Source organism: Lentibacillus populi (assembly GCA_014642895.1).
Taxonomy (GTDB): Bacteria; Bacillota; Bacilli; order Bacillales; family Amphibacillaceae; genus Lentibacillus_C; species Lentibacillus_C populi.
Genome location: BMJD01000022.1, coordinates 1 through 19,960 on the forward strand (window position 1 = coordinate 1; position 19,960 = coordinate 19,960).

Genomic DNA, 19,960 nt, shown 5'->3' on the forward strand with positions numbered 1-19,960 from the left:
GATGACACTCTCTATACTACCAAGTGGGATCCTTTTTCGTAAAATCGATTCTACGCTTGTTTTCCCTCAAATTTCTTCATTACAGGAATGCTTTTTACTGTCTACAACATGGGAACTTGAAGAACTACAAACACAATTTATTAGCAAGTATGGATTAGTGACGTTGTGTATTAGTCTCCTTTTAACAATAGCTTGTGCTTTTGTCTATTATCGGTATGGCTATAACCACTTCAAACAGCTTATTCATCGTCAAAAACTTGCTAAAATGGTTTTAGAAAACAGCTGGTATGAGACCAAACAAGTCACACAAGAGAGTTTCTTTAAGGATACTCCATCTAATAAATCAAAGGAGAAAATCAGTCATTTCCCGAAAATCTATTATCGGTTTGAAAAGGGTTTGCTTTACATTCAAGTAGAGATTACACTTGGAAAATTTCAAGAACCACTATTAAATTTAGAAACAAAACTGGAAAGTGGTTTGTATTGTGAATTGGTATCGAAGGAATTACGTGATTCCTACGTGGAGTATACCCTTTTCTATGATATGATTGCGAACCGCATTTCCATTGATGAGGTTATCGCACAGGATGGCAGTTTAAAATTAATGGAGTCTTTTTATTGGGAGTATGACAAGTTGCCGCATATGTTGATCGCTGGCGGAACAGGAGGCGGAAAATCGTATTTCATTCTCACGTTGATTGAAGCCTTGCTCAAAACAGATGCTAAGCTCTATATCTTAGATCCCAAAAATGCGGATTTGGCAGACTTAGCTACCGTTATGCCTGATGTGTATTACAAAAAGGAAGATATGACAGCTTGTATAGATCAATTCTATGAGGATATGATGGTACGAAATGAAGAAATGAAAACTATGCCAAACTATAAAACGGGGGAAAACTATGCTTATTTAGGCTTGCCTGCTCGTTTTTTAATCTTTGACGAATACACTTCATTTATGGAAATGATCGGTAAAGAAAGTGTGAAAGTCATGAGTAAATTAAAACAAATCGTTATGTTAGGTAGGCAATCAGGCTTTTTCCTTATACTTGCCTGCCAACGACCAGACGCAAAATATCTTGGAGATGGAATTAGGGATCAATTTAATTTTCGAGTAGGTTTAGGCAGAATGAGTGAGCTTGGCTATGGTATGCTTTTTGGAAGTGACGTACAAAAACAATTTTTCTTAAAGCCAATCAGAGGTCGCGGCTATGTAGACAAAGGGGATAGTGTGATCTCTGAATTTTATACTCCCCTTGTCCCAAAAGGACATGATTTTTTAAAAGAAATTGATAAATTATCTAGCTAAAAGGCTGCCCAGTGCAGCGACGTGCGAAGCGAAAGTCGCTGTGCTGGGCTAAGCCTTGCGTGGCTTTAGCCACGCCTTAACCCCCCATTTCTAACAGGGGGGTAGAAAAGCAATTGAAAACTGTTCCAAAAACCAACAAAGCCTGATGGCACAACGGTTTGGGATATATCACAAAGATGTCAGCTTTTAAGTCAAAGTTGACATCTTTTTTAGTTAGGAGGAATGCAAGTGTATCAAATGCCTTGGTATCACGTATTAAGAGAAAAAAGATTGGAATATGGTGTATCCCAAAATAAATTGGCGGTACACGTTGGGATTTCAAGACAATATCTAAGTGAAATTGAGACAGGAAAAGTGACACCATCAAAAGCTATTCAAACTACTTTGTTTGATATTTTAGAACAGTTTAACCCAGAAGCACCTTTGGAAATATTATTTGATTATGTGCGAATCCGATTTTTAACGACGAATCCTACACCAGTGATTGAAGATATTTTACAGTTAAAAAAGAGTTATATGCTTCACGAAGATTTCGCGTTTTACTCGTACTTTGAGCAATATGTCTATGGAGATATTGTGGTGATGGTTTCTCCTGATGAGGACAAAGGATGTCTGCTTGAACTAAAAGGGAAAGGTTGTCGTCAATTTGAAAATTTCCTTTTAGCCCAACAACGCACATGGTTTGATTTTTTTATGGAAGTGTTTCGCGTGGGTGGTGTCTTTAAGCGAATTGACCTTGCCATTAATGATAAGACAGGAATTTTGGATATCCCCTTTCTCACTCAAAAATGCAGAAATGAAGAATGTGTTACGGTATTTCGCAATTTTAAAAGCTATCGTTCGGGTGAACTGGTACATGCGGAAGATAAACCTGATATGGGTCATACCTTATATATTGGTTCGTTAAAAAGCGACGTATATTTTAGTATCTATGAAAAAGATTATGAGCAGTATGTGAAATATGGTACGTCCATCGAGGACACCGATACTAAAAATCGTTTTGAAATTCGGCTTAAAAATGATCGAGCTTATCATGCGATCGTTGATTTAATGACTTATGAGGACGCTGGTCGAACCGCTTTTTCCATTATTAACCGTTATATTCGTTTTGTCGATAAGGATGAGAAAAAACGGCGGAGCAGTTGGAAAATGAATGCAGATTGGCAACGCTTTTTGGATTTAGGTGTGAATCGAAAAATCTCTTTAACGACAAAACCAGAACCGTACACATTTGATAAAACGTTGAGATGGTTAGCTCATCAAGTTGCTCCTACTTGGAAGTTAGCAACAGAAGTGGATGAAATCAATCAAACCACTGTCATCAAAGATATGTTAGCACAAGCAGAGTTATCGGACCGTCATCAAAAGATACTCCTGCAACAAACCGTCCCAGTGGAGAAAGCAATCCGCCTTCCGTCCACTAAAAATGATGATAGATAGAAAGGAGACAGTCAAATGAATTTCGGACAAAATATTTATAACTGGTTTTTGGACAATGCACAATCCTTAGTTTTAATGGCAATTGTGGTGATTGGTATTTATTTAGGATTTAAGCGTGAGTTTTCCAAATTGATAGGATTTCTGATTATTGCGCTCGTGGCAGTGGGATTAGTCTTTAATGCAAGTGGTGTGAAAGATGTGTTATTAAACCTATTTAACAGGATTATAGGGGCTTAAATTGTACCGTTTGTTTGTGGAAGATAAGTGCTTTGCTTATGTTCTGCAAACAAATGGTGATCCAAGCGGTAGCGCGGAAGGGATAAACAAGTTTATGTCATGTACCAGCAAACATTTTGCAGGTGCTTTTTTTGTGTCTTTTTTAGAAAAGAGGTGAACTTTCGATGAGAATGCAAGTCTTTATTGTGAATCTTGATAGATATAAGGAGGATCAAATCAGAGGATCTTGGTTTGAACCACCTATTGACTTAGAGGAAATGAAAGAGCGTATAGGCTTGGACGAGGAATACAAAGAATACGCCATTTTTGATTATGATTTACCCTTTGAAATAGACGAATCCACACCTGTTTCTGAAATTAACCGCTTATGTAATATGGTGCAAGAAATGGAAGGTTCCCCTTTATATGACGCACTTTCCGAAGTACAGAAACATTGGTTCAATAACTTAGAAGAATTACTTGAAAATCAAGATAAAATTATTTATTACCCTGATTGTGACAATTTAACAGATATAGCGAAATTTTGGCTAGAAGAATCAGGTATAACCCGTCTATTTGGAGAAGTTCCTTTTAATTTAGAAACCTATATTGATTATGAAGCTATCGGGCGAGATTTTGAGATGAGAGGTAATTTTCTTATAACTGCTCATGGAATATTTGAATATCTAAAATAAATGGAAAAGCAGCTTGTACCTAACAGGCTGTTTTTCTTTTGTTAGGAGGGTTAAAGACATGGAAATGCAAGTCTATATAGCAAACCTCGGAAAATATAATGAAGGAGAAACGGTTGGTGCTTGGTTTACACCACCCATTGACATTGAGGAAGTAAAAGAACGAATCGGCTTAAATGGTGAATATGAAGAATACGCTGTGCATGATTACGAGCTGCCATTTGAAATCCATGAGTACACGCCGATTTCCGAAATCAACCGTTTATGTGAAATGGTACAGGAAATTGAAGGCTCTCCCTTGTATGACGCTCTTTCCGAAATACAGAGTTATTGGTTTAATAGCGTCGAAGAATTACTGGAAAATCAAGATGATATTATTTGTTATTCGGACTGCGACAGCATGGAAGATGTCGCAAGGTATTTGATAGAGGAATCAGGAACACTAGGAGAAGTACCTGTTCATTTACAGAGTTATATTGATTATCAAGCCTATGGACGTGACCTTGAAATAGGAGCAAATTTTCTTGTAACGAATCATGGGGTATTTGAATATGTCGGATAAACAGTGAAGCAGCTTGTTTAATACAGGCTGCTTATTTCTTTGAGAAAGGAAAATACACATGAAGAAACTAAAAAGCTATACTCGAATCTGGTCAGTGGAAAAAGTCATTTATGCAATCAATGATTTTCGCTTACCTTTTCCAGTGACGTTTAACCAAATGACTTGGTTTGTGCTTTCTCTTTTGGCTGTCATGTTACTTGGAAACCTTCCCCCTCTCTCTTTGATTGACGGAGCATTACTAAAATATGTTGGCGTTCCAGTAGCTTTGACATGGATGATGAGTAAAAAGAGTTTTGACGGTAAAAAACCTTATGGCTTCCTAAAGTCTGTTATCACGTATTGGTTTCGCCCTAAAGTGACCTATGCAAACAAGCCAGTCAAATTTAAAAAACAATCGGTCCATGAAACCATTACAGCGGTAAGGGGGAAAATCGTATGAGTTATCCAATTAAATATATTGAAAACAATCTTGTTTTTAATCATGATGGAGAAGCATTCGCTTATTACGAATTATTGCCATATAACTATTCTTTTTTGTCTGAAGATGAAAAAATGCAAGTGCACGAACACTTTAGGCAGTTGATTGCCCAAAATCAAGATGGAAAAATCCATGCCTTACAGATAAGCACCGAGAGCAGTATTCGGTCGGTCCAAGAAAGAAGTAAAGAGATCGTGACAGGAAGGCTACAAGAAGCAGCTTACAATCGAATTGACGACCAAACAGAAGCCCTTGTTTCCATGATTGGAGAACATCAAGTCGATTATCGTTTCTTTATTGGATTTAAGCTTTTGTTGAATGAAGAAGAAGTCAATATGAAATCGATGGGGAAATCAGTAACTACGTCTCTCTCTGCCTTTGTTCGAGATGTGAACCATCACTTGATGGGTGATTTTGTTTCTATGCCGCATAGTGAAGTTGCTCGTTTTCTAAAAATGGAACAATTATTACAGAATAAAATCACCAAGCGTTTTAAGGTTCGGCCTTTAACGAAAAATGACATGGGGTATTTAATCGAACACTTACACGGACAAACTGGTATTGCCTTTGAAGATTACAGTTATAACCTCTCTTATGAGAAAGGTGAAAAAGAAACTTACGTCAAACGTTATGACCTCATTAAACCCACGCGCTGTCTGATTACAGAAAAACAGCGTTACATCAAGTTGGAACAGGATGATACAACAACCTATGTTGCTTACTTTACCATTAACTCCATTGTTGATGATCTGGAATTTCCCAGTGATGAAATCTTTTATTTTCAACAACAACAATTCACATTTCCGATAGACACTTCCATGCACGTGGAAATCGTGACTAATAAAAAAGCATTGTCTACTGTTAGAAATAAAAAGAAAGAACTAAAAGATTTAGATAATCATGCAATGGATTCCGATAATGAAACGGGAAATAACGTGCTGGAAGCTTTGGAACAAGTCAACGAATTAGAGGATGTCCTCGATCAGACGAAAGAATCCATGTATAAATTAAGCTATGTCATTCGGGTATCTGCTTCTAGTTTAGACGAACTCAAACAACGTTGTAATGAAGTCAAAGATTTTTATGATGACTTAAATGTAAAGCTTGTTCGTCCGTTTGGGGATATGTTAGGTTTACATGGCGAGTTTATTCCTGCCAGTAAGCGTTATATCAATGATTATGTGCAATATGTAACCTCTGACTTTTTAGCTGGATTAGGCTTTGGGGCAACACAAATGCTTGGTGAAACGGAAGGGATTTATTTTGGTTACAATTTGGATACTGGACGTAACGTCTACTTGAATCCGAGCCTTGCCAGTCAAGGGGTAAAAGGCTCTGTGACCAATGCGTTAGCTTCTGCTTTTTTAGGTTCACTTGGTGGTGGAAAATCGTTCTCCAATAACTTATTAGTGTACTATGCGGTTCTTTTTGGCGGTCAAGCATTGATTGTCGATCCTAAGGGAGAACGCGGCGGTTGGAAGGAAGCGTTACCCGATATCGACGAAGAAATTAATATTGTGAATCTCACAAGCGAAGAAGCCAATCAAGGCCTGCTTGATCCATTCGTCATTATGAAAAATAAGAAGGATTCGGAAAGTCTAGCGATAGATATTCTTACCTTCTTAACGGGTATTTCCAGTCGGGATGGTGATAAGTTTCCTGTCTTACGACGAGCTATTCGAGCAGTCGGTCAACAAGAGGAACGCGGCTTAATGCTGGTGATTCATGAACTAAGAAGTGATCCGAATCCACTTGCCTCCACCATTGCAGATCATATCGAAAGTTTTACCGATTATGACTTTGCCCACCTTCTCTTTTCAGACGGAACGGTGCAAAATTCTATCAGCTTAGAAAAACAACTCAATATTATTCAAGTGGCAGATTTAGTCCTGCCTGACGCAGAAACAAACTTTGAGGAATACACGACCATGGAATTGTTGAGTGTCGCGATGTTGATTATTATTTCCACTTTTGCCCTTGACTTCATTCATTCTGATCGCAGTATTTTTAAAATTGTAGATTTGGATGAAGCATGGTCGTTTTTGCAAGTAGCACAAGGTAAAACACTCTCTAATAAACTGGTACGTGCTGGTCGCTCCATGAATGCAGGGGTCTACTTTGTTACGCAGAACGCCGATGATTTAACCGATGAAAAACTCAAAAATAATATCGGTGTAAAGTTCGCGTTTCGTTCCAGGGATAGTACAGAAATCCAAAAAACGCTTCAATTTTTTGGTGTGGATGCGGAGGATGAAGCCAATCAACGTCGATTAAGAGAATTGGAAAATGGACAATGCCTTATGCAAGATTTATATGGACGAGTTGGGATTATCCAGGTCCATCCTGTGTTTGAAGATTTATTTGACGCTTTCGACACTCGCCCACCTGTCCTAGAAAGGCAGTGATAAGATGAACAAACCAAAACTGAAAAAGATTGTTTGGATGACGGTACTCATTGGGGCGGTCATTTTTTTATTGTTTGTTTCCCTGTTTACCGTTACACAAGCGGCTGGGTTGGTAGACGATACTGTTTCCGAAGATAATCTTTATTCTCTCTATCCACTTGACCATTATCAGTTAGATTTTTTTGTGGATTCGGGTTGGGATTGGCTGCCTTGGAATTGGGATGATGGAATCGGAAAACAAGTCATGTACGGACTGTACACGATCACCAATTTTATTTGGATTATCAATTTATATCTTTCCAATGCCACTGGTTATTTAGTACAACAAGCGTATTCCCTTGATTTTATTTCTGAAACAGCAACCGCCATCGGTAAAAATATGCAAACATTAGCTGGAGTTACTGCACAAGGTTTTGGAACAGAAGGTTTTTATGTTGGTTTCCTCCTTCTCTTTGTATTAATGTTGGGTATTTATGTGACCTACACAGGTTTAATGAAACGCGAAACCACGAAAGCCATTCGAGCAGTGATTAATTTTCTAGTGGTGTTTATCGTATCGGCGGCTTTTATTGCGTTTGCCCCAACCTATATTACAAAAATTAATGATTTTTCCGCAGATGTAAGTGAAGCAGCACTTGACTTAGGTACAAACATTCTAATGCCTAACTCCAACAGTCAAGGAAGCGATAGTGTCGATATGATTCGGAATAACCTTTTTTCCATTCAAGTGGAGCAACCATGGTTATTATTGCAGTTTGATAACTCGGACAAAGAAGCGATTGGAGAAGAACGAGTGGACGCTTTAGTTGCCATCAGTCCTGATACAAACAATGGAGAAGATCGAGAAGCAGCCGTGCAAGCAGAAATTGAGGATCACGATAATAAAAATTTGACCATTACCAAAACGACTACTCGCTTAGGGATGGTCTTTTTCTTATTTCTATTTAATATTGGAATTTCGATTTTCGTATTTCTCTTATCAGGGATGATGATTTTCTCACAATTGCTATTTATTGTGTTTGCAACATTTCTTCCTATCAGTTTCCTCCTTTCCATGATACCGACTTTCGAAAATATGGGAAAACAGGCCATTTTAAAGCTGTTTAACGTGATTATGCTGCGTGCTGGGATCACACTTGTGATTACGATTGCTTTCAGTATTTCCTCCATGTTGTACAGCTTAACGAGTACCTATCCATTTTTCTTAATTGCTTTTTTGCAGATTGTGACTTTTGCTGGGATCTATCTAAAGCTTGGTGACATCATGAGTATGTTTCGATTACAAAGTAGCGATAGTCAACAAGTCGGGCGAAGTGTTATGCGGCGTCCCAAACAAATGGCATACCGCAGTGGTCGCAGGTTGCAACGTTCCATTGGGCGTACATTAACAGGGGTAACCGCTGGGGCGGCTGTGGGTAAGATGATGAGTAAATCAGGAAAAACACAAAACGCTTTCTCCCTTCGCCGGCCTATACAAAGTTTGCATTCTATGCGGTCCAACAAAACAGAGAAACCTAATCAGGAGAGAAAATCATTTAGTCAAAAAATCGGACAAACGACGGGAAAAGTACTCGATACAAAAAATCGTGTGCGTGCCAATATCCAACACCGAAAACAACAAGTAAAAGATTTACCAACAACAGCAAAATATGCTGTGACACAAGGAAAAGAAAAACTTCAACAACCTAGTAAAGATTTTAGAAAAGGAATTCATCAAGCGAAAGAACAACGGCAACGTGAAAACACGGAACGTACGAGTAAACATCGTCAAACGATTGCAGAAAGACGACAAGCTTTGGATAAAAAGCAGAAAAATACCACTGCCTACTCCAATAAACCAACGGTACAAAAGAATTCTCGTTCTCCTTTCATCAAAGAGAAACAGAATATAAAACCGAAAGAAAAGTTAGTTCCTGAAAATGATCAAAGAAAACAAATACCTGTGCAAAAAGATAGAATACAAGCATTACGGAATCCAAAGGAAAAAATAAATCAACCTTATAAAGAATCGCTAGACAGAAAGAAGCCCTATCGAAAGACAAACCCTGTTCGATTTCCAAAGCAGACACCAAAAGCAAAGAAACAACAAATCATTCAACGTCCTACTCTTCCTAGAAAGCAGACTCGAAAACAACCAAAACCTCCACGTCAAAGACAAACGGTTAGGAGGAAACGTCCATGATACTCCTACGTCTTAAAATTATGTTGATTGTCGGCGGAATCAGCTTTTTAGCGTTCTTAGCCTTACTTGCCTTTGTAGCTATTTTCATTTCCGATGAAGCAGGCGACTTTGATTCTTCCCTAGATTTAGGTTCACCAGATGATTGGCAAAATGTATCTCTATCCGAAGATGTGCTGGCTCATCAACCAATGGTGGAAAAATACGCAAATGAATATGGAATCAGCGACTATGTGTCAATTTTGCTTGCGATTATTGCCGTTGAAAGTGGTGGGACTGCAGAAGATGTTATGCAATCAAGTGAATCATTAGGATTACCACCAAACACGTTAGATACGGAAGCTTCTATTAAACAGGGAACGAAATACCTTGCGAACTTATTACAGTCAGCAGAAACAAAAGGTGTCGATGATTCGACCGTTCTTCAAGCCTATAACTATGGCGGAGCTTTTATTGATTATGTGGCAGGACGAGGAAACTCTTATACTTTTGATCTAGCTGAAGACTTTGCGAAAGAGCGATCAGGAGGAAAGAAAGTTACCTACTCGAACCCTATTGCAATAGAAAAAAACGGAGGTTGGCGTTACGGCTATGGCAACATGTTTTATGGTGCGACACGTTTCTAACTGAAAAGGTTAGGCACTTAAATCTGAAAACGAAAGTATCGTTTTCTATTAAGGAGAACTGATAACCCAAAGGGTGGAATGACAGGGTAACGCCTGGAAACGCCCTCTCTGATACTCCGATTAGCATTCATCATATAGCAGATAAGTGTTAAAAGCTCGGTGAAGTCGGCTGAAAGCTACCGTAAGTATTCATAAAGGATACACGAAATCTATTCAGAGGTGAATGGTGTAGCCTATAGGTCGGGAGTCTATAAACTACTCATGGTGAGAATGTAATATACTGACGAACTTGTGAATGAAAGAGTCTATAACATGACGGTACAGTAATGTATCGGGTTCTATAAAACGGACGCATATAGTGGTTTAGTAAGAATCGTAGATATGAACAACCATGCAATGTTACAGGCATTGGATATATGCAGGCTTAAAGCAAGCACCTAAAAGTAGATGTAAAGATAAGGTTATCGGAACGTGGAAAGCTGACAACGTGAAGGTTGCTATAAACCAATGAAACGGCTGCAGGGAATATATAACTTGCATTTATGTCAGTGAGAGTAGTGGCACAGTACCTATGAAGTTATAGAAATATGGCGGAGGGATAGCCACAAGTCAATCTTTAAACTTAGCTATGCTATATATTTCATAGAATCGAGTAAGACCAAATAAACACCAACTCCTAATAGAAAGGACTGGTGCTATGAATAGAGTAAGAACAAACAAAACACTTCGTCATAGCGAATATTACGATATGACGGAAACCTTTGACCGATTATATGAAGCAAGTCAAAATCAGGAAATATTTACTGATATTATGAGCGTTATTATGTCAGATGAAAACATCATGTTGGCATATAGAAATATTAAGAAGAATAAAGGCAGTAACACTAAAAGTATAGACAAACAGACAATAAAGGATATTGGAATAATGTCTGAAAAAGACTTTCTCAGCGTTATTAAGGAAATGTTCTGTTGTTATAAACCTAGAGCAGTCAAACGAGTAAACATTCCTAAACCCAATGGAAAACAAAGACCCCTAGGGATACCGTCTATATGGGATAGAATTATTCAACAGTGTATTCTTCAAGTATTAGAACCAATTTGCGAAGCAAAGTTTCATGACAACAGCTATGGTTTCAGATCAAATCGCTCGGCTCATCATGCCATTGCACAATGTTATAGATTGATGAATCGAAGCAAATTACATTTCGTCGTAGATATAGATATAAAGTCTTTCTTTGACAATGTAAATCATGCAAAGCTGATTCGGCAAATGTGGACTTTAGGAATTAGAGATAAGCATTTATTAGGTATTATACGTGCCATGCTTCATGCACCGATAATCTTACCAGATGGAAAAGTGGAACATCCAAAAAAAGGAACTCCACAAGGTGGAATTCTCTCACCACTGTTATCAAATATTGTGCTTAACGAACTGGATTGGTGGATTGCTTCCCAATGGGAAGAGCTACCAGCAAAAAGTAAATCAGCACGAGTAATTGATAGGCGAGATAAAGGAAAGGGCATTGACAAAGGCAATAAATACAAAGAACTGCGAAAATCTAATCTCAAAGAAATCTATATAGTCAGATACGCTGATGACTTCAAGATATTTTGTCGAAAACGAAATGATGCAAATAAGATTTTTCATGCAGTCACGCAATGGCTAAAAGAAAGGCTTTCGCTTGATATTAGCAAAGAAAAATCGAAGATTGTAAATCTGAAAAAACATAGTTCTGAATTTCTTGGATTTGAAATGAAATTAGTTCGGAAATCAGATAAGGATGTAGTAGAATCTCACATGAGTAAAAAGGCAATAAAAAAGGTGGAAAATACTCTGAAAGAACAGATTAAAAGAATACAACATCCCTCTACTGACAAAGAACAAGTAAAGGAAATCGGAATTTACAATTCAATGGTAGTTGGTATTCACAATTATTATAGTAAAGCAACGCTCATAGCATTAGATTGCTCAAAAATCAATTACATCATAAGTAACTGGATAGATAATAGGTTGAATACAACGAAACAAGGAGTAATTTATAACAAGTATTTATCGAAAAAGTATGGGAAAAGCAAGCAAATACGATGGCTGAATAATTGTCCTATCATACCTATAGGATATGTGAAACATAGTAGAGCCATATCCTTAAGAAATGGTATTTGTAAATTTAATTCACAAGGCAGACAACTTATACACAAATCACTTAACTTAGATGTAGGTGTGCTTACCCAACTTATGAGAAATCCTGTACAGGATAGGTCGATTGAATACAATGACAATCGAATTTCCAAATATACTGCACAATTAGGGAAGTGTGCGGTCACAGGAACAATACTTTCATGTGAAGAAATTCATTGCCATCATATCAAACCAAGAGCAGATGGTGGTACAGATAAGTTTCAAAACCTAATTATTGTCCATAAAGACATTCATAGACTGATTCATGCGACATCGCATGAAGTAATCAATAGAGTTATTAAACAATTTCAACCTACTCAAAAACAGTTTGAAAAAATAAATGAATTAAGAATACAGGTCAAAAATGGTGTTATTACAGTTTAACTTGAAAAATATATAGCAAGTAAGAAAATGATTGATGGAACGCCGTGTGCGGTGAAAGTTGCATGCACGGTGTGGAGCGAGGGAAAACTTGGAGATAGTTTCAAAGAGTTACCTATCGCTATTAGATTTGTTGCAACCCTATTTTAGTACAACGCCATCTTTTGATGATGATACCTTTCAAATGGTCATGGAAGAAGCCTTAAAATATGAGGGATTTCCTTATGTTTTTGGAGGGGCACATCCTGATACTTCGTTTGATTGCAGCGGACTTATGCAATGGATTTTCCGTGAAGCAGGAATTAATTTACCTCGTACCGCTCAAGAACAGTATGAAGCTACAGAACACATCCCCCTATCGGAAGCAAAGCCAGGAGATTTAGTATTTTTCCATTCGACTTACAACACCGCCAATCACATTACGCACAATGGACTCTATCTTGGAGATAATCAAATGTTCCATGCGGGAGATCCGATTGGTTATGCGGATTTAACTTCTTCTTACTGGCAAGAACATCTGGTAGGTGCTGGACGTATCAAAAACTAAGGAAAGGTTGGGATAATGTGAAACTACCGTTTAGTAAAAAAGAAAAGCAAGTAAAGCCAAAGAAAACGAAAAAGATAAAAGTAAGAACAGTGGGGAAACGAAAAAAATCCGTGCTTTTTTTGTGGATACTGCTTCTTAGTAGTCTTGCCTTTGGCATTTACAAAAATTTTACAGCGATTGATTTGCATACCGTTCATGAAAGAGAAATTATAGAAAGCCATATACAAGATACTACTGCCATTGAGAGTTTTACAAGAAACTTTGTAACAGACTACTATTCTTGGGAAAATAACACTAAAGCCTTAGAAGAACGAACCGAAAAATTGAAAGATTATCTAACCGAAGAATTGCAAGCTTTAAATAGTGATATGATTCGAGAGGATATTCCGACTAGTTCCACTGTACAAGATATAAATATCTGGTCGATATCCGAAGAAAAAGAAACTACATTTTCCGTCGTTTATTCCGTACAGCAAAAAATCACCGAAGAAAAAGATAGTTCCTTAACCAGTTCTACCTATCGAGTGGTGCTTCATCAAGATGAGCAGGAAAATCTAGTAATTATCCAAAATCCAACATTATGGAATGCACCAGAAAAATCTAGCTTTACACCAGAACAAGTGGATAGTGATGGAACGGTGGAATCGGAAACAGTAGAGGAAGTCACTGTATTTTTAGAAACTTTCTTTGCTTCTTATCCTACTGCGACAGAACAAGAACTGGCTTATTATGTGAAAAACAATGCTTTACCAGTCATTGATCAAGACTATACCTTTTCTGAATTGATTAACCCTGTCTTTCAAGAATTAGATAATCAAATTAAAGCATGGATAACAGTAATATATTTAGATGAAATGACAAAAGCAACTCAACTTTCTCAATATGAACTTACTTTAGAGAAAGATTCTAACTGGGTAATTGTAGAGCAAAAATAAATTAACTCCTATATAGTTACTATGAAACAGCACCACTTGTCCTAATTCTAATAGATAAGTGGTGTGTTATTATACATGTATTCTAATGTACAAAAGGGTTATTTTATTCTAAGTACCACCAATTATAGGTAATTATAATTCATTATATTCCCTCTTAATACAGGAACTCCCCTTTAGAATATATATCATACCAATATGCTAGGAATTTATAATTTCACCTTTTATCGTATACACTTTCAAGTTTTGCTTGGTTTCTCCCCATTAAAATAATTTTTGATAACATGAGTTTTGTAATCAATAGGCAATAAATCATATTTTCCAAGTATCACTTTTACTTACAGTTTGGTTCACTCCTGATTACTACAACCCCTTTAGATATTTGATTTGTCTGAAAACTTATTTATAATTAATAAGGGATCGTTATCTATTTTTTAAGTAACGCATAAACATATGTATCATATGCCTTACCATTTTGGTACATATAATCCCTTAAAATACCTTCTTTTTGAAATCCAACTTTGTAGAGCAAATTTGTAGATGCCTCATTGTCTTTAAAAACGACCGCTCCTATACGAGTAAGGCCCAAGTCATCAAAACCATATTGTAATACCTTTAATACTGCCTCAGATGTATAACCCTTTCTCCAGTATTCGGGATGGATTTCATATCCGATTTCTGCCCGTTTATGTTTAGGTGACCAAGCGTTAAAACCAATCGTTCCAATGATTCCTTGCTTTCCTTTCCTTTCAATTCCCCAGCGTATTCCTTTTTTCTCCTTGTAACTGTTTGCAAAGAAATCAACAAATGCTTCTGCTTGTTCTATACTTTTTAATGTTTCTTGTCCATAATATTTCGTTACATTTTCATTAGAAAAACAAGCAAATATGCCCTCAGCATCATCTTTAGATATTTCTCTTAAAATCAACCTATCTGTTTCTAATATTGGAAACATTTTTTCTCCTCATTTCTTTATAATTTGTACTAACTAGTTCAAAAACATACACTGCTAGATGAATAGAGTTTGAGAGTTTTATTGAATAAAAATATTGAATTACAACTGTAACACCAATTATAATTCATTATAGTCCTTCTAAATGCAGGAACTCCCATTTAAGAATATATATCATACCAATATGCAAGGAATTTATAATCTCCCCATTTATCGTATACACTTTCAAGTTCTTGCTTACTAGGTTTCTCTCCATTAAAATATTTTTCGATAACATGCGCTTTATATTCTGAATCAACAGGTAGCAAATCATATTTTCCAAGTATCATTGCCAGCGTATTAAATGCATAAGGACCAATACCATTAATATCACTTAATTTTGTAATATCACTTTTCCAAAATTTATAAGATTCAAGGTCAAAATCAGAATCTAAAGCTTTTGTGGCTACATCAATAATATATGTACTTCGATAACCCACTCGTACATGTTCTTTTAGATAAGCTTCCCCTGCTTCTAACACGCGCTCTGGTGTGGGAAAGGTTTTGAATTCATGCTGATGAATGGTTTTTACTGATTCACCCAATCCATTCACAAGATTACTCACCATATTCATAGTCTGCTTCCATCTCGTATTTGTTGTTAATATTACTTTTACTACATCTTCAAAAAACGTTGGTGAACGCAAAAGTCTTCCCTTTCTTTTTGTAGGAATATGTAAAAGCTCCCCATAATCGTAACACAGAGTATAGAACGGTTCAAAGGTATCTTGCAATCTAAACATCCACGACACTTGTTCTTTAATCTCCTTCACATCGTTATGTTCTAAAGAAATATTTGTATCCGTTTCGATAATTAAATGATTATTATTTTTTGAAATACACAATAATATATTTTTACCATTACTTAACTGTACAGGGCGATAAAATATATGGTTTTCGTTATTCCAATAATTTGGAGACAACATCCACCAGCCATAATCAGTTATAGCAGCTTTGAAATTAAACGATTCATGTAAAGGAATGATCATGATATATACCAGCCTTTCAAATTAATCTACACCAAGTTCTGACTTCCAAGTTCCTTGTTGTTTTCGAATATCTACAATTTGCCCAATATGGTAAGCGTTATGAATCGTTAGATGGGTGAGGTCCTCCGCTCTTTCATTGATGTGATTATATGTGGAATCTTCAATAACCTGTTTCCATTCCTGCATAACTTGATTAATCAAAAATAAGGTTTTCTCCCATGAATACCCTTCCAGGTTATTAAAAGACTGTGCATTTGTGTCAATTTTATAACGAGTTCCTCTAGTACCTTTAAAACGACTTAAATAGGCTTGATTATAGTAAAGTAAATGATTTACGATTCCCCATATTGTATTTGCGTTTGGGTGATTTTTCCACATTGCTTCGTCAACAGTTACTTCTTTTAATGCTTGTGTCAACGAGACAAACCAACCGCTCTTGTTATGAACTGCATTTAACTGTGATAATAATAACTCTTTAGTATTCAATGCTAGTCCTCCTTGAGAGTATCTCTATGCTTTCGTACTCTGGATAAGTTTCCGCATGTATCACTACTGCACCAGTGTTTACGGCCATTCTTTGTATTGTCATGAAAGACCCAACGACAATCTTCATTCTTGCAAAATTTCACACGCTTATATTCATTTTTTGTAAACAACTCAGAAAAGGAAAGAGCAATTTCAGAGATGAAAGTGCTCCAACTCTGTTTATCAGACACCAATTCTAATTCAAAATGATCTTCTTTCTTGATTAATACGGGACTCCGTTTTGCTTTATCCATAAAAATATTTAATTTCATTAATTCATCGGTTGAAGGTAATTGATTCTGAGTTGTTTTTTGAAGAATATCCCTCATTAGTTGGCGTAAATTCTGCAGTTCCTTAATTGTTTCATCGGAAGGGTAAGATAAATGAGTTAGATTCCAATCCTTCATAAAATATTCTATCCATTTAGGGTTTGTTAATCGATCTTCGGACTTTCCTGTTCCGCGATAGTCATACCACATCGTATTAATAATATCTAAGCAAATCATATCATTAGCCAAATTGTTTTCTCCTTCTTTATTTTTTGTGTTGCTTTTTTTTATTATATCATGTAATGTTTAAAACACAAATTAACCATTACTAAAAAGAGGGGATTTAATTTATGAAAAAAAAGATGGGTGAGTTATGGAAACACGCAGATTTTATGAAGTTTTGGACAGGTGAAACACTGGCTATGTTTGGCTCTACAATTGCTGCGTTTGTATTTCCATTAGTTGCAGCAATAACATTATCAGCTACACCAATGCAGATGGGGTTATTAAATGCTGCACAATTTGCTCCATTTCTACTTGTAACACTATTCGCTGGTGTTTGGATTGATCGTGTAAGAAGGAAACCTTTAATGATTATCGCTAATTTACTTCGGGGGTGTCTTTATCTATCTATACCTTTGAGTTATTATTTTGGAATTTTACAAATAGAAGGCTTATATATAATTGCTTTCTTTATTGGTACTCTAACCGTTTTATTTGATGTTTCTTATCAATCCTTTTTACCTTCCTTAGTAACTAGGGATTCTCTTGTTGAAGCTAATAGTAAGCTTGAAATGAGTCGTTCAGTTGCACAAATAAGTGGTCCAGGAATTGGGGGAGGATTAGTCAGCTTAATAGCTGCACCTTTTGCAATGCTGATTCATTCAGTTACACTTTTTATATCTGCGTTTTTTTTAATTTTTATTCGTTCAAAAGAAACTGCTCCTATAAAACATCAAAAAGTGACACCAATATTTACAGATATAAAAAAGGGATTACAGTTTGTGCTATCAAATAAATACATACGTGCAATTTCAGGCGAAGCTGCTACGTATAACTTTTTTAATCAAATAACTTGGGCAGTTGTAATTTTATACATTACTCGAGAATTAGAAATAGGACCTACTTTACTTGGAGTCATTATGGCTACCTCTAGTATTGGTGCTATTATTGGTTCGCTGATTGCAAATTATTTAGCTCAACGGTTTAAAATAGGTAGAACGATTCTTTGGACAATGGTTATTGCTTGTAGTTCACCTTTATTAATTCCTATAGCTACAGGTCCTATTTACATTTCAGCACCTATTTTAATTATTTCGTTCTTTTTCGGTGGAATGGGAGTTGTGATTTCTAATATTCATGTCATTAGTATGCGCCAAACGGTAACTCCTGATCGTATGTTAGGGAAAATGAATGCTAGTTATCGTTTTTTGGTTACTGGAGTGGCTCCATTGGGAGCATTGTTAGGTGGTGCTCTCGGTACCATTATTGGTTTGAGACTAACACTTGTGGTAGGTGGGTTAGGATCTATTGTAGCAGTTCTGTGGGTTCTATTTTCACCTGTACCTAGTGTAGAAACTTTGAAAGAAGAAGAATTAAAAAATAAAGAGTCTTTCGAAAAAGTAACATCTTCCAAGTGATTGTATAAAATGTATGAAGTTATTGATCTAAAAAACTTTTCTTAATGATGAATAAAAATGTAAAATTAATAGAAGAAGCACCTATTTTTGTAATAGAGAATATGAAAAGTATTAGAACTTGTTTATTGAATTTTGAACAGTGGGGATTTTTGGGAGTGTAAGCTAAACCTCAAGCCGTGTACTCTCCGACACAGTTTAGTTTACACTCCCGTACTAGAATACATGCTAATTCCACATTATGGAGCCATCCCGAAAAGTCTGATTTCACACCAAAACAAGTGGATAGTAACGGAACGGTGGAATCTGAAATAGTTGAGGAAGTCACTGTATTTCTTGAAACCTTCTTTGCTTCTTATCCTACTGCAACGGAACAAGAATTTGCTTATTATGTGAAAAGGAGACTGTAAACTTTCAGGAAATACTTTTTATTTAATATTATTGAAAATGTATTCTTGTCCAGTAGATTTAATTTTCGGTCTTTATAAAAGAATTTGATAGATATAATTATTTAATGAATCTCCTTGCTAAAAACTGAACGTCATTATTGATCATGCCAATAATCAATAAAATGGCTTCTTTTAGTTGTGTAAGTTCGGTGAAAATTGGAAGATAGTTCATAATGATTCTCATCATGTACACAATAAACATAAATATACTCCCAATTTTTATTTGAATGAAGAAAATTTAATTTGATAATTCATTGTATGTACACCACTCATTACAAAGTCATCTCTACAAACTCACTAAACTTCTCTTCTTCCTCAATAAAGGGGTTATGATTTGATTTTTCAAAAATAGTTAAATTTGAATGAGTAATAAGTTCAGCAATTTCAATACCAAATTCAACAGGACATTGCGCATCATATCTGCCTGCGTATATGTAAGTCGGCAGCTTTATATTTTTTAATTGGCTTCGAATATCATAATTTTTCACTTCTACTTTTCTGAAATAATCAAGATTTTTTCCAACTGTGTGGCCACTATTCGGACGTTTCTTTGCTTCTATTAATTTATCCTCCGAATAATAAGACATCAATGCCCATTCATACCCTAATTTTTGACGTTCTTCCTGCACTGTATCTGGGTTGTTCAATAACTCCATAATTTCAATCATTCTAGAGAAATGCTTATTTTCTGAACAATAGATGCAACTTTTGTGTTCAGCGTATTCTTTACTAGCTGCCGTACAGCCAGCAGTTATTTTTGTTAAAGAGCTTGGTGCTTCTAATGCATATTGTAATGCCAGCATTCCACCAGTTGAATGTCCGGCAAACGCCCATTTTTTAATATTTAGTGCTGTTCTTATAACTTCTAAATCTTTTATAATTTCCTTCATGCTAAGTTGATTTTCATTTTCAGCGTTGACAGAATGGCCTGCTCCTCGCGTATTAATTAAGTAAACCTTGTAATGCTTGGCAAAAGGATTAGCTGATAAGCTTCCACGCTTATCGAACGCCATATACAAATGCGCAACAGCTAACGGTTCACCTTGACCAGCAGTAAAATACTCGAAAATCCCTCTTTCTGTTTCTATAAATCCTTGCTCCCACATATCATTCATTCCTCACATCTCTAATTTGGTTTAAAAACAAACCCTGCATTT

The 19,960-nt window shown here is 36.2% G+C and carries 18 protein-coding genes and 2 pseudogenes; 14 read left to right on the forward strand and 6 right to left on the reverse strand.

The window, feature by feature from the left end; translation table 11 throughout:
• Positions 1–229: 229 nt before the first annotated feature.
• The 12 genes and pseudogenes from IEX12_RS13335 to IEX12_RS13390 all read left to right on the forward strand — a co-directional run.
• Positions 230–1,358: pseudogene (locus IEX12_RS13335) on the forward strand (FtsK/SpoIIIE domain-containing protein); the annotation flags it as partial.
• A 170-nt stretch (positions 1,359–1,528) separates the two neighbouring features.
• Positions 1,529–2,746 (forward strand): MobT family relaxase, encoded by a 1,218-nt coding sequence (mobT, locus tag IEX12_RS13340; RefSeq protein ID WP_286171145.1) that lies wholly within the window; start codon positions 1,529–1,531, stop codon positions 2,744–2,746.
• A 15-nt stretch (positions 2,747–2,761) separates the two neighbouring features.
• The gene (locus tag IEX12_RS13345; RefSeq protein WP_042533092.1) at positions 2,762–2,983 is read left to right on the forward strand and encodes a hypothetical protein; all 222 of its coding nucleotides are present in this window, start codon (positions 2,762–2,764) and stop codon (positions 2,981–2,983) included.
• A 164-nt stretch (positions 2,984–3,147) separates the two neighbouring features.
• Positions 3,148–3,657, forward strand: a complete 510-nt coding sequence (locus IEX12_RS13350) for an antirestriction protein ArdA (RefSeq protein ID WP_188725335.1) — start codon at positions 3,148–3,150, stop codon at positions 3,655–3,657.
• A gap of 58 nt (positions 3,658–3,715) precedes the next feature.
• Positions 3,716–4,216 (forward strand): antirestriction protein ArdA, encoded by a 501-nt coding sequence (locus tag IEX12_RS13355; RefSeq protein WP_188725336.1) that lies wholly within the window; start codon positions 3,716–3,718, stop codon positions 4,214–4,216.
• Between the two features lie 58 nt (positions 4,217–4,274).
• Positions 4,275–4,655: a conjugal transfer protein gene (locus IEX12_RS13360; RefSeq protein WP_188725337.1), complete on the forward strand. Its 381-nt coding sequence runs from the start codon at positions 4,275–4,277 to the stop codon at positions 4,653–4,655.
• A complete protein-coding gene (tcpF, locus tag IEX12_RS13365) occupies positions 4,652–7,099 on the forward strand; it encodes a conjugal transfer ATPase TcpF (protein WP_188725338.1) in 2,448 nt (815 codons plus the stop codon). The genes IEX12_RS13360 and tcpF overlap by 4 nt, the downstream gene beginning before the upstream one ends.
• A 4-nt stretch (positions 7,100–7,103) precedes the next feature.
• On the forward strand, positions 7,104–9,281 hold the full coding sequence (locus IEX12_RS13370) for a CD3337/EF1877 family mobilome membrane protein (protein ID WP_188725339.1): 2,178 nt from the start codon (positions 7,104–7,106) through the stop codon (positions 9,279–9,281).
• Positions 9,278–9,904 carry a lysozyme family protein gene (locus tag IEX12_RS13375; RefSeq protein WP_443093498.1) on the forward strand — a complete coding sequence of 209 codons (627 nt, stop codon included), beginning with the start codon at positions 9,278–9,280 and terminating at the stop codon, positions 9,902–9,904. Before IEX12_RS13370 ends, IEX12_RS13375 begins: the two co-directional genes overlap by 4 nt.
• Before the next feature lie 697 nt (positions 9,905–10,601).
• On the forward strand, positions 10,602–12,467 hold the full coding sequence (ltrA, locus tag IEX12_RS13380; protein ID WP_188725340.1) for a group II intron reverse transcriptase/maturase: 1,866 nt from the start codon (positions 10,602–10,604) through the stop codon (positions 12,465–12,467).
• Between the two features lie 121 nt (positions 12,468–12,588).
• A pseudogene (locus tag IEX12_RS13385) lies at positions 12,589–13,011 on the forward strand (C40 family peptidase); the annotation flags it as partial.
• A gap of 17 nt (positions 13,012–13,028) precedes the next feature.
• A complete protein-coding gene (locus tag IEX12_RS13390) occupies positions 13,029–13,946 on the forward strand; it encodes a conjugal transfer protein (RefSeq protein ID WP_188725341.1) in 918 nt (305 codons plus the stop codon).
• A gap of 424 nt (positions 13,947–14,370) precedes the next feature.
• On the opposite strand, the gene IEX12_RS13395 is transcribed toward IEX12_RS13390, so the two are convergent.
• The 4 genes from IEX12_RS13395 to IEX12_RS13410 form a co-directional block, all read right to left on the reverse strand.
• Positions 14,371–14,898 carry a GNAT family N-acetyltransferase gene (locus tag IEX12_RS13395; RefSeq protein ID WP_188725342.1) on the reverse strand — a complete coding sequence of 176 codons (528 nt, stop codon included), beginning with the start codon at positions 14,896–14,898 and terminating at the stop codon, positions 14,371–14,373.
• Between the two features lie 158 nt (positions 14,899–15,056).
• Positions 15,057–15,923, reverse strand: coding sequence for a DNA-3-methyladenine glycosylase family protein (locus IEX12_RS13400; RefSeq protein WP_188725343.1), 867 nt, complete (start codon positions 15,921–15,923; stop codon positions 15,057–15,059).
• A 21-nt stretch (positions 15,924–15,944) separates the two neighbouring features.
• Positions 15,945–16,409 (reverse strand): DinB family protein, encoded by a 465-nt coding sequence (locus tag IEX12_RS13405; protein WP_188725344.1) that lies wholly within the window; start codon positions 16,407–16,409, stop codon positions 15,945–15,947.
• A 2-nt stretch (positions 16,410–16,411) separates the two neighbouring features.
• Entirely contained in the window at positions 16,412–16,966 is a 555-nt protein-coding gene (locus IEX12_RS13410; protein WP_188725345.1) for a CGNR zinc finger domain-containing protein, read from the reverse strand.
• 101 nt (positions 16,967–17,067) lie between these two features.
• On the opposite strand from IEX12_RS13410, the gene IEX12_RS13415 reads away from it, so the two are divergent.
• Entirely contained in the window at positions 17,068–18,357 is a 1,290-nt protein-coding gene (locus IEX12_RS13415) for an MFS transporter (RefSeq protein ID WP_188725346.1), read from the forward strand.
• Between the two features lie 176 nt (positions 18,358–18,533).
• Positions 18,534–18,764 (forward strand): conjugal transfer protein, encoded by a 231-nt coding sequence (locus tag IEX12_RS23860; protein WP_286171146.1) that lies wholly within the window; start codon positions 18,534–18,536, stop codon positions 18,762–18,764.
• A gap of 97 nt (positions 18,765–18,861) precedes the next feature.
• Here the strand turns inward: IEX12_RS23860 and IEX12_RS13425 are convergent, their stop codons facing one another.
• Complete coding sequence (locus IEX12_RS13425; RefSeq protein WP_188725347.1) at positions 18,862–19,005, reverse strand: hypothetical protein; 144 nt, start codon at positions 19,003–19,005, stop codon at positions 18,862–18,864.
• A gap of 70 nt (positions 19,006–19,075) precedes the next feature.
• Entirely contained in the window at positions 19,076–19,909 is an 834-nt protein-coding gene (locus IEX12_RS13430) for an alpha/beta fold hydrolase (protein WP_188725379.1), read from the reverse strand.
• Positions 19,910–19,960: the final 51 nt, after the last annotated feature.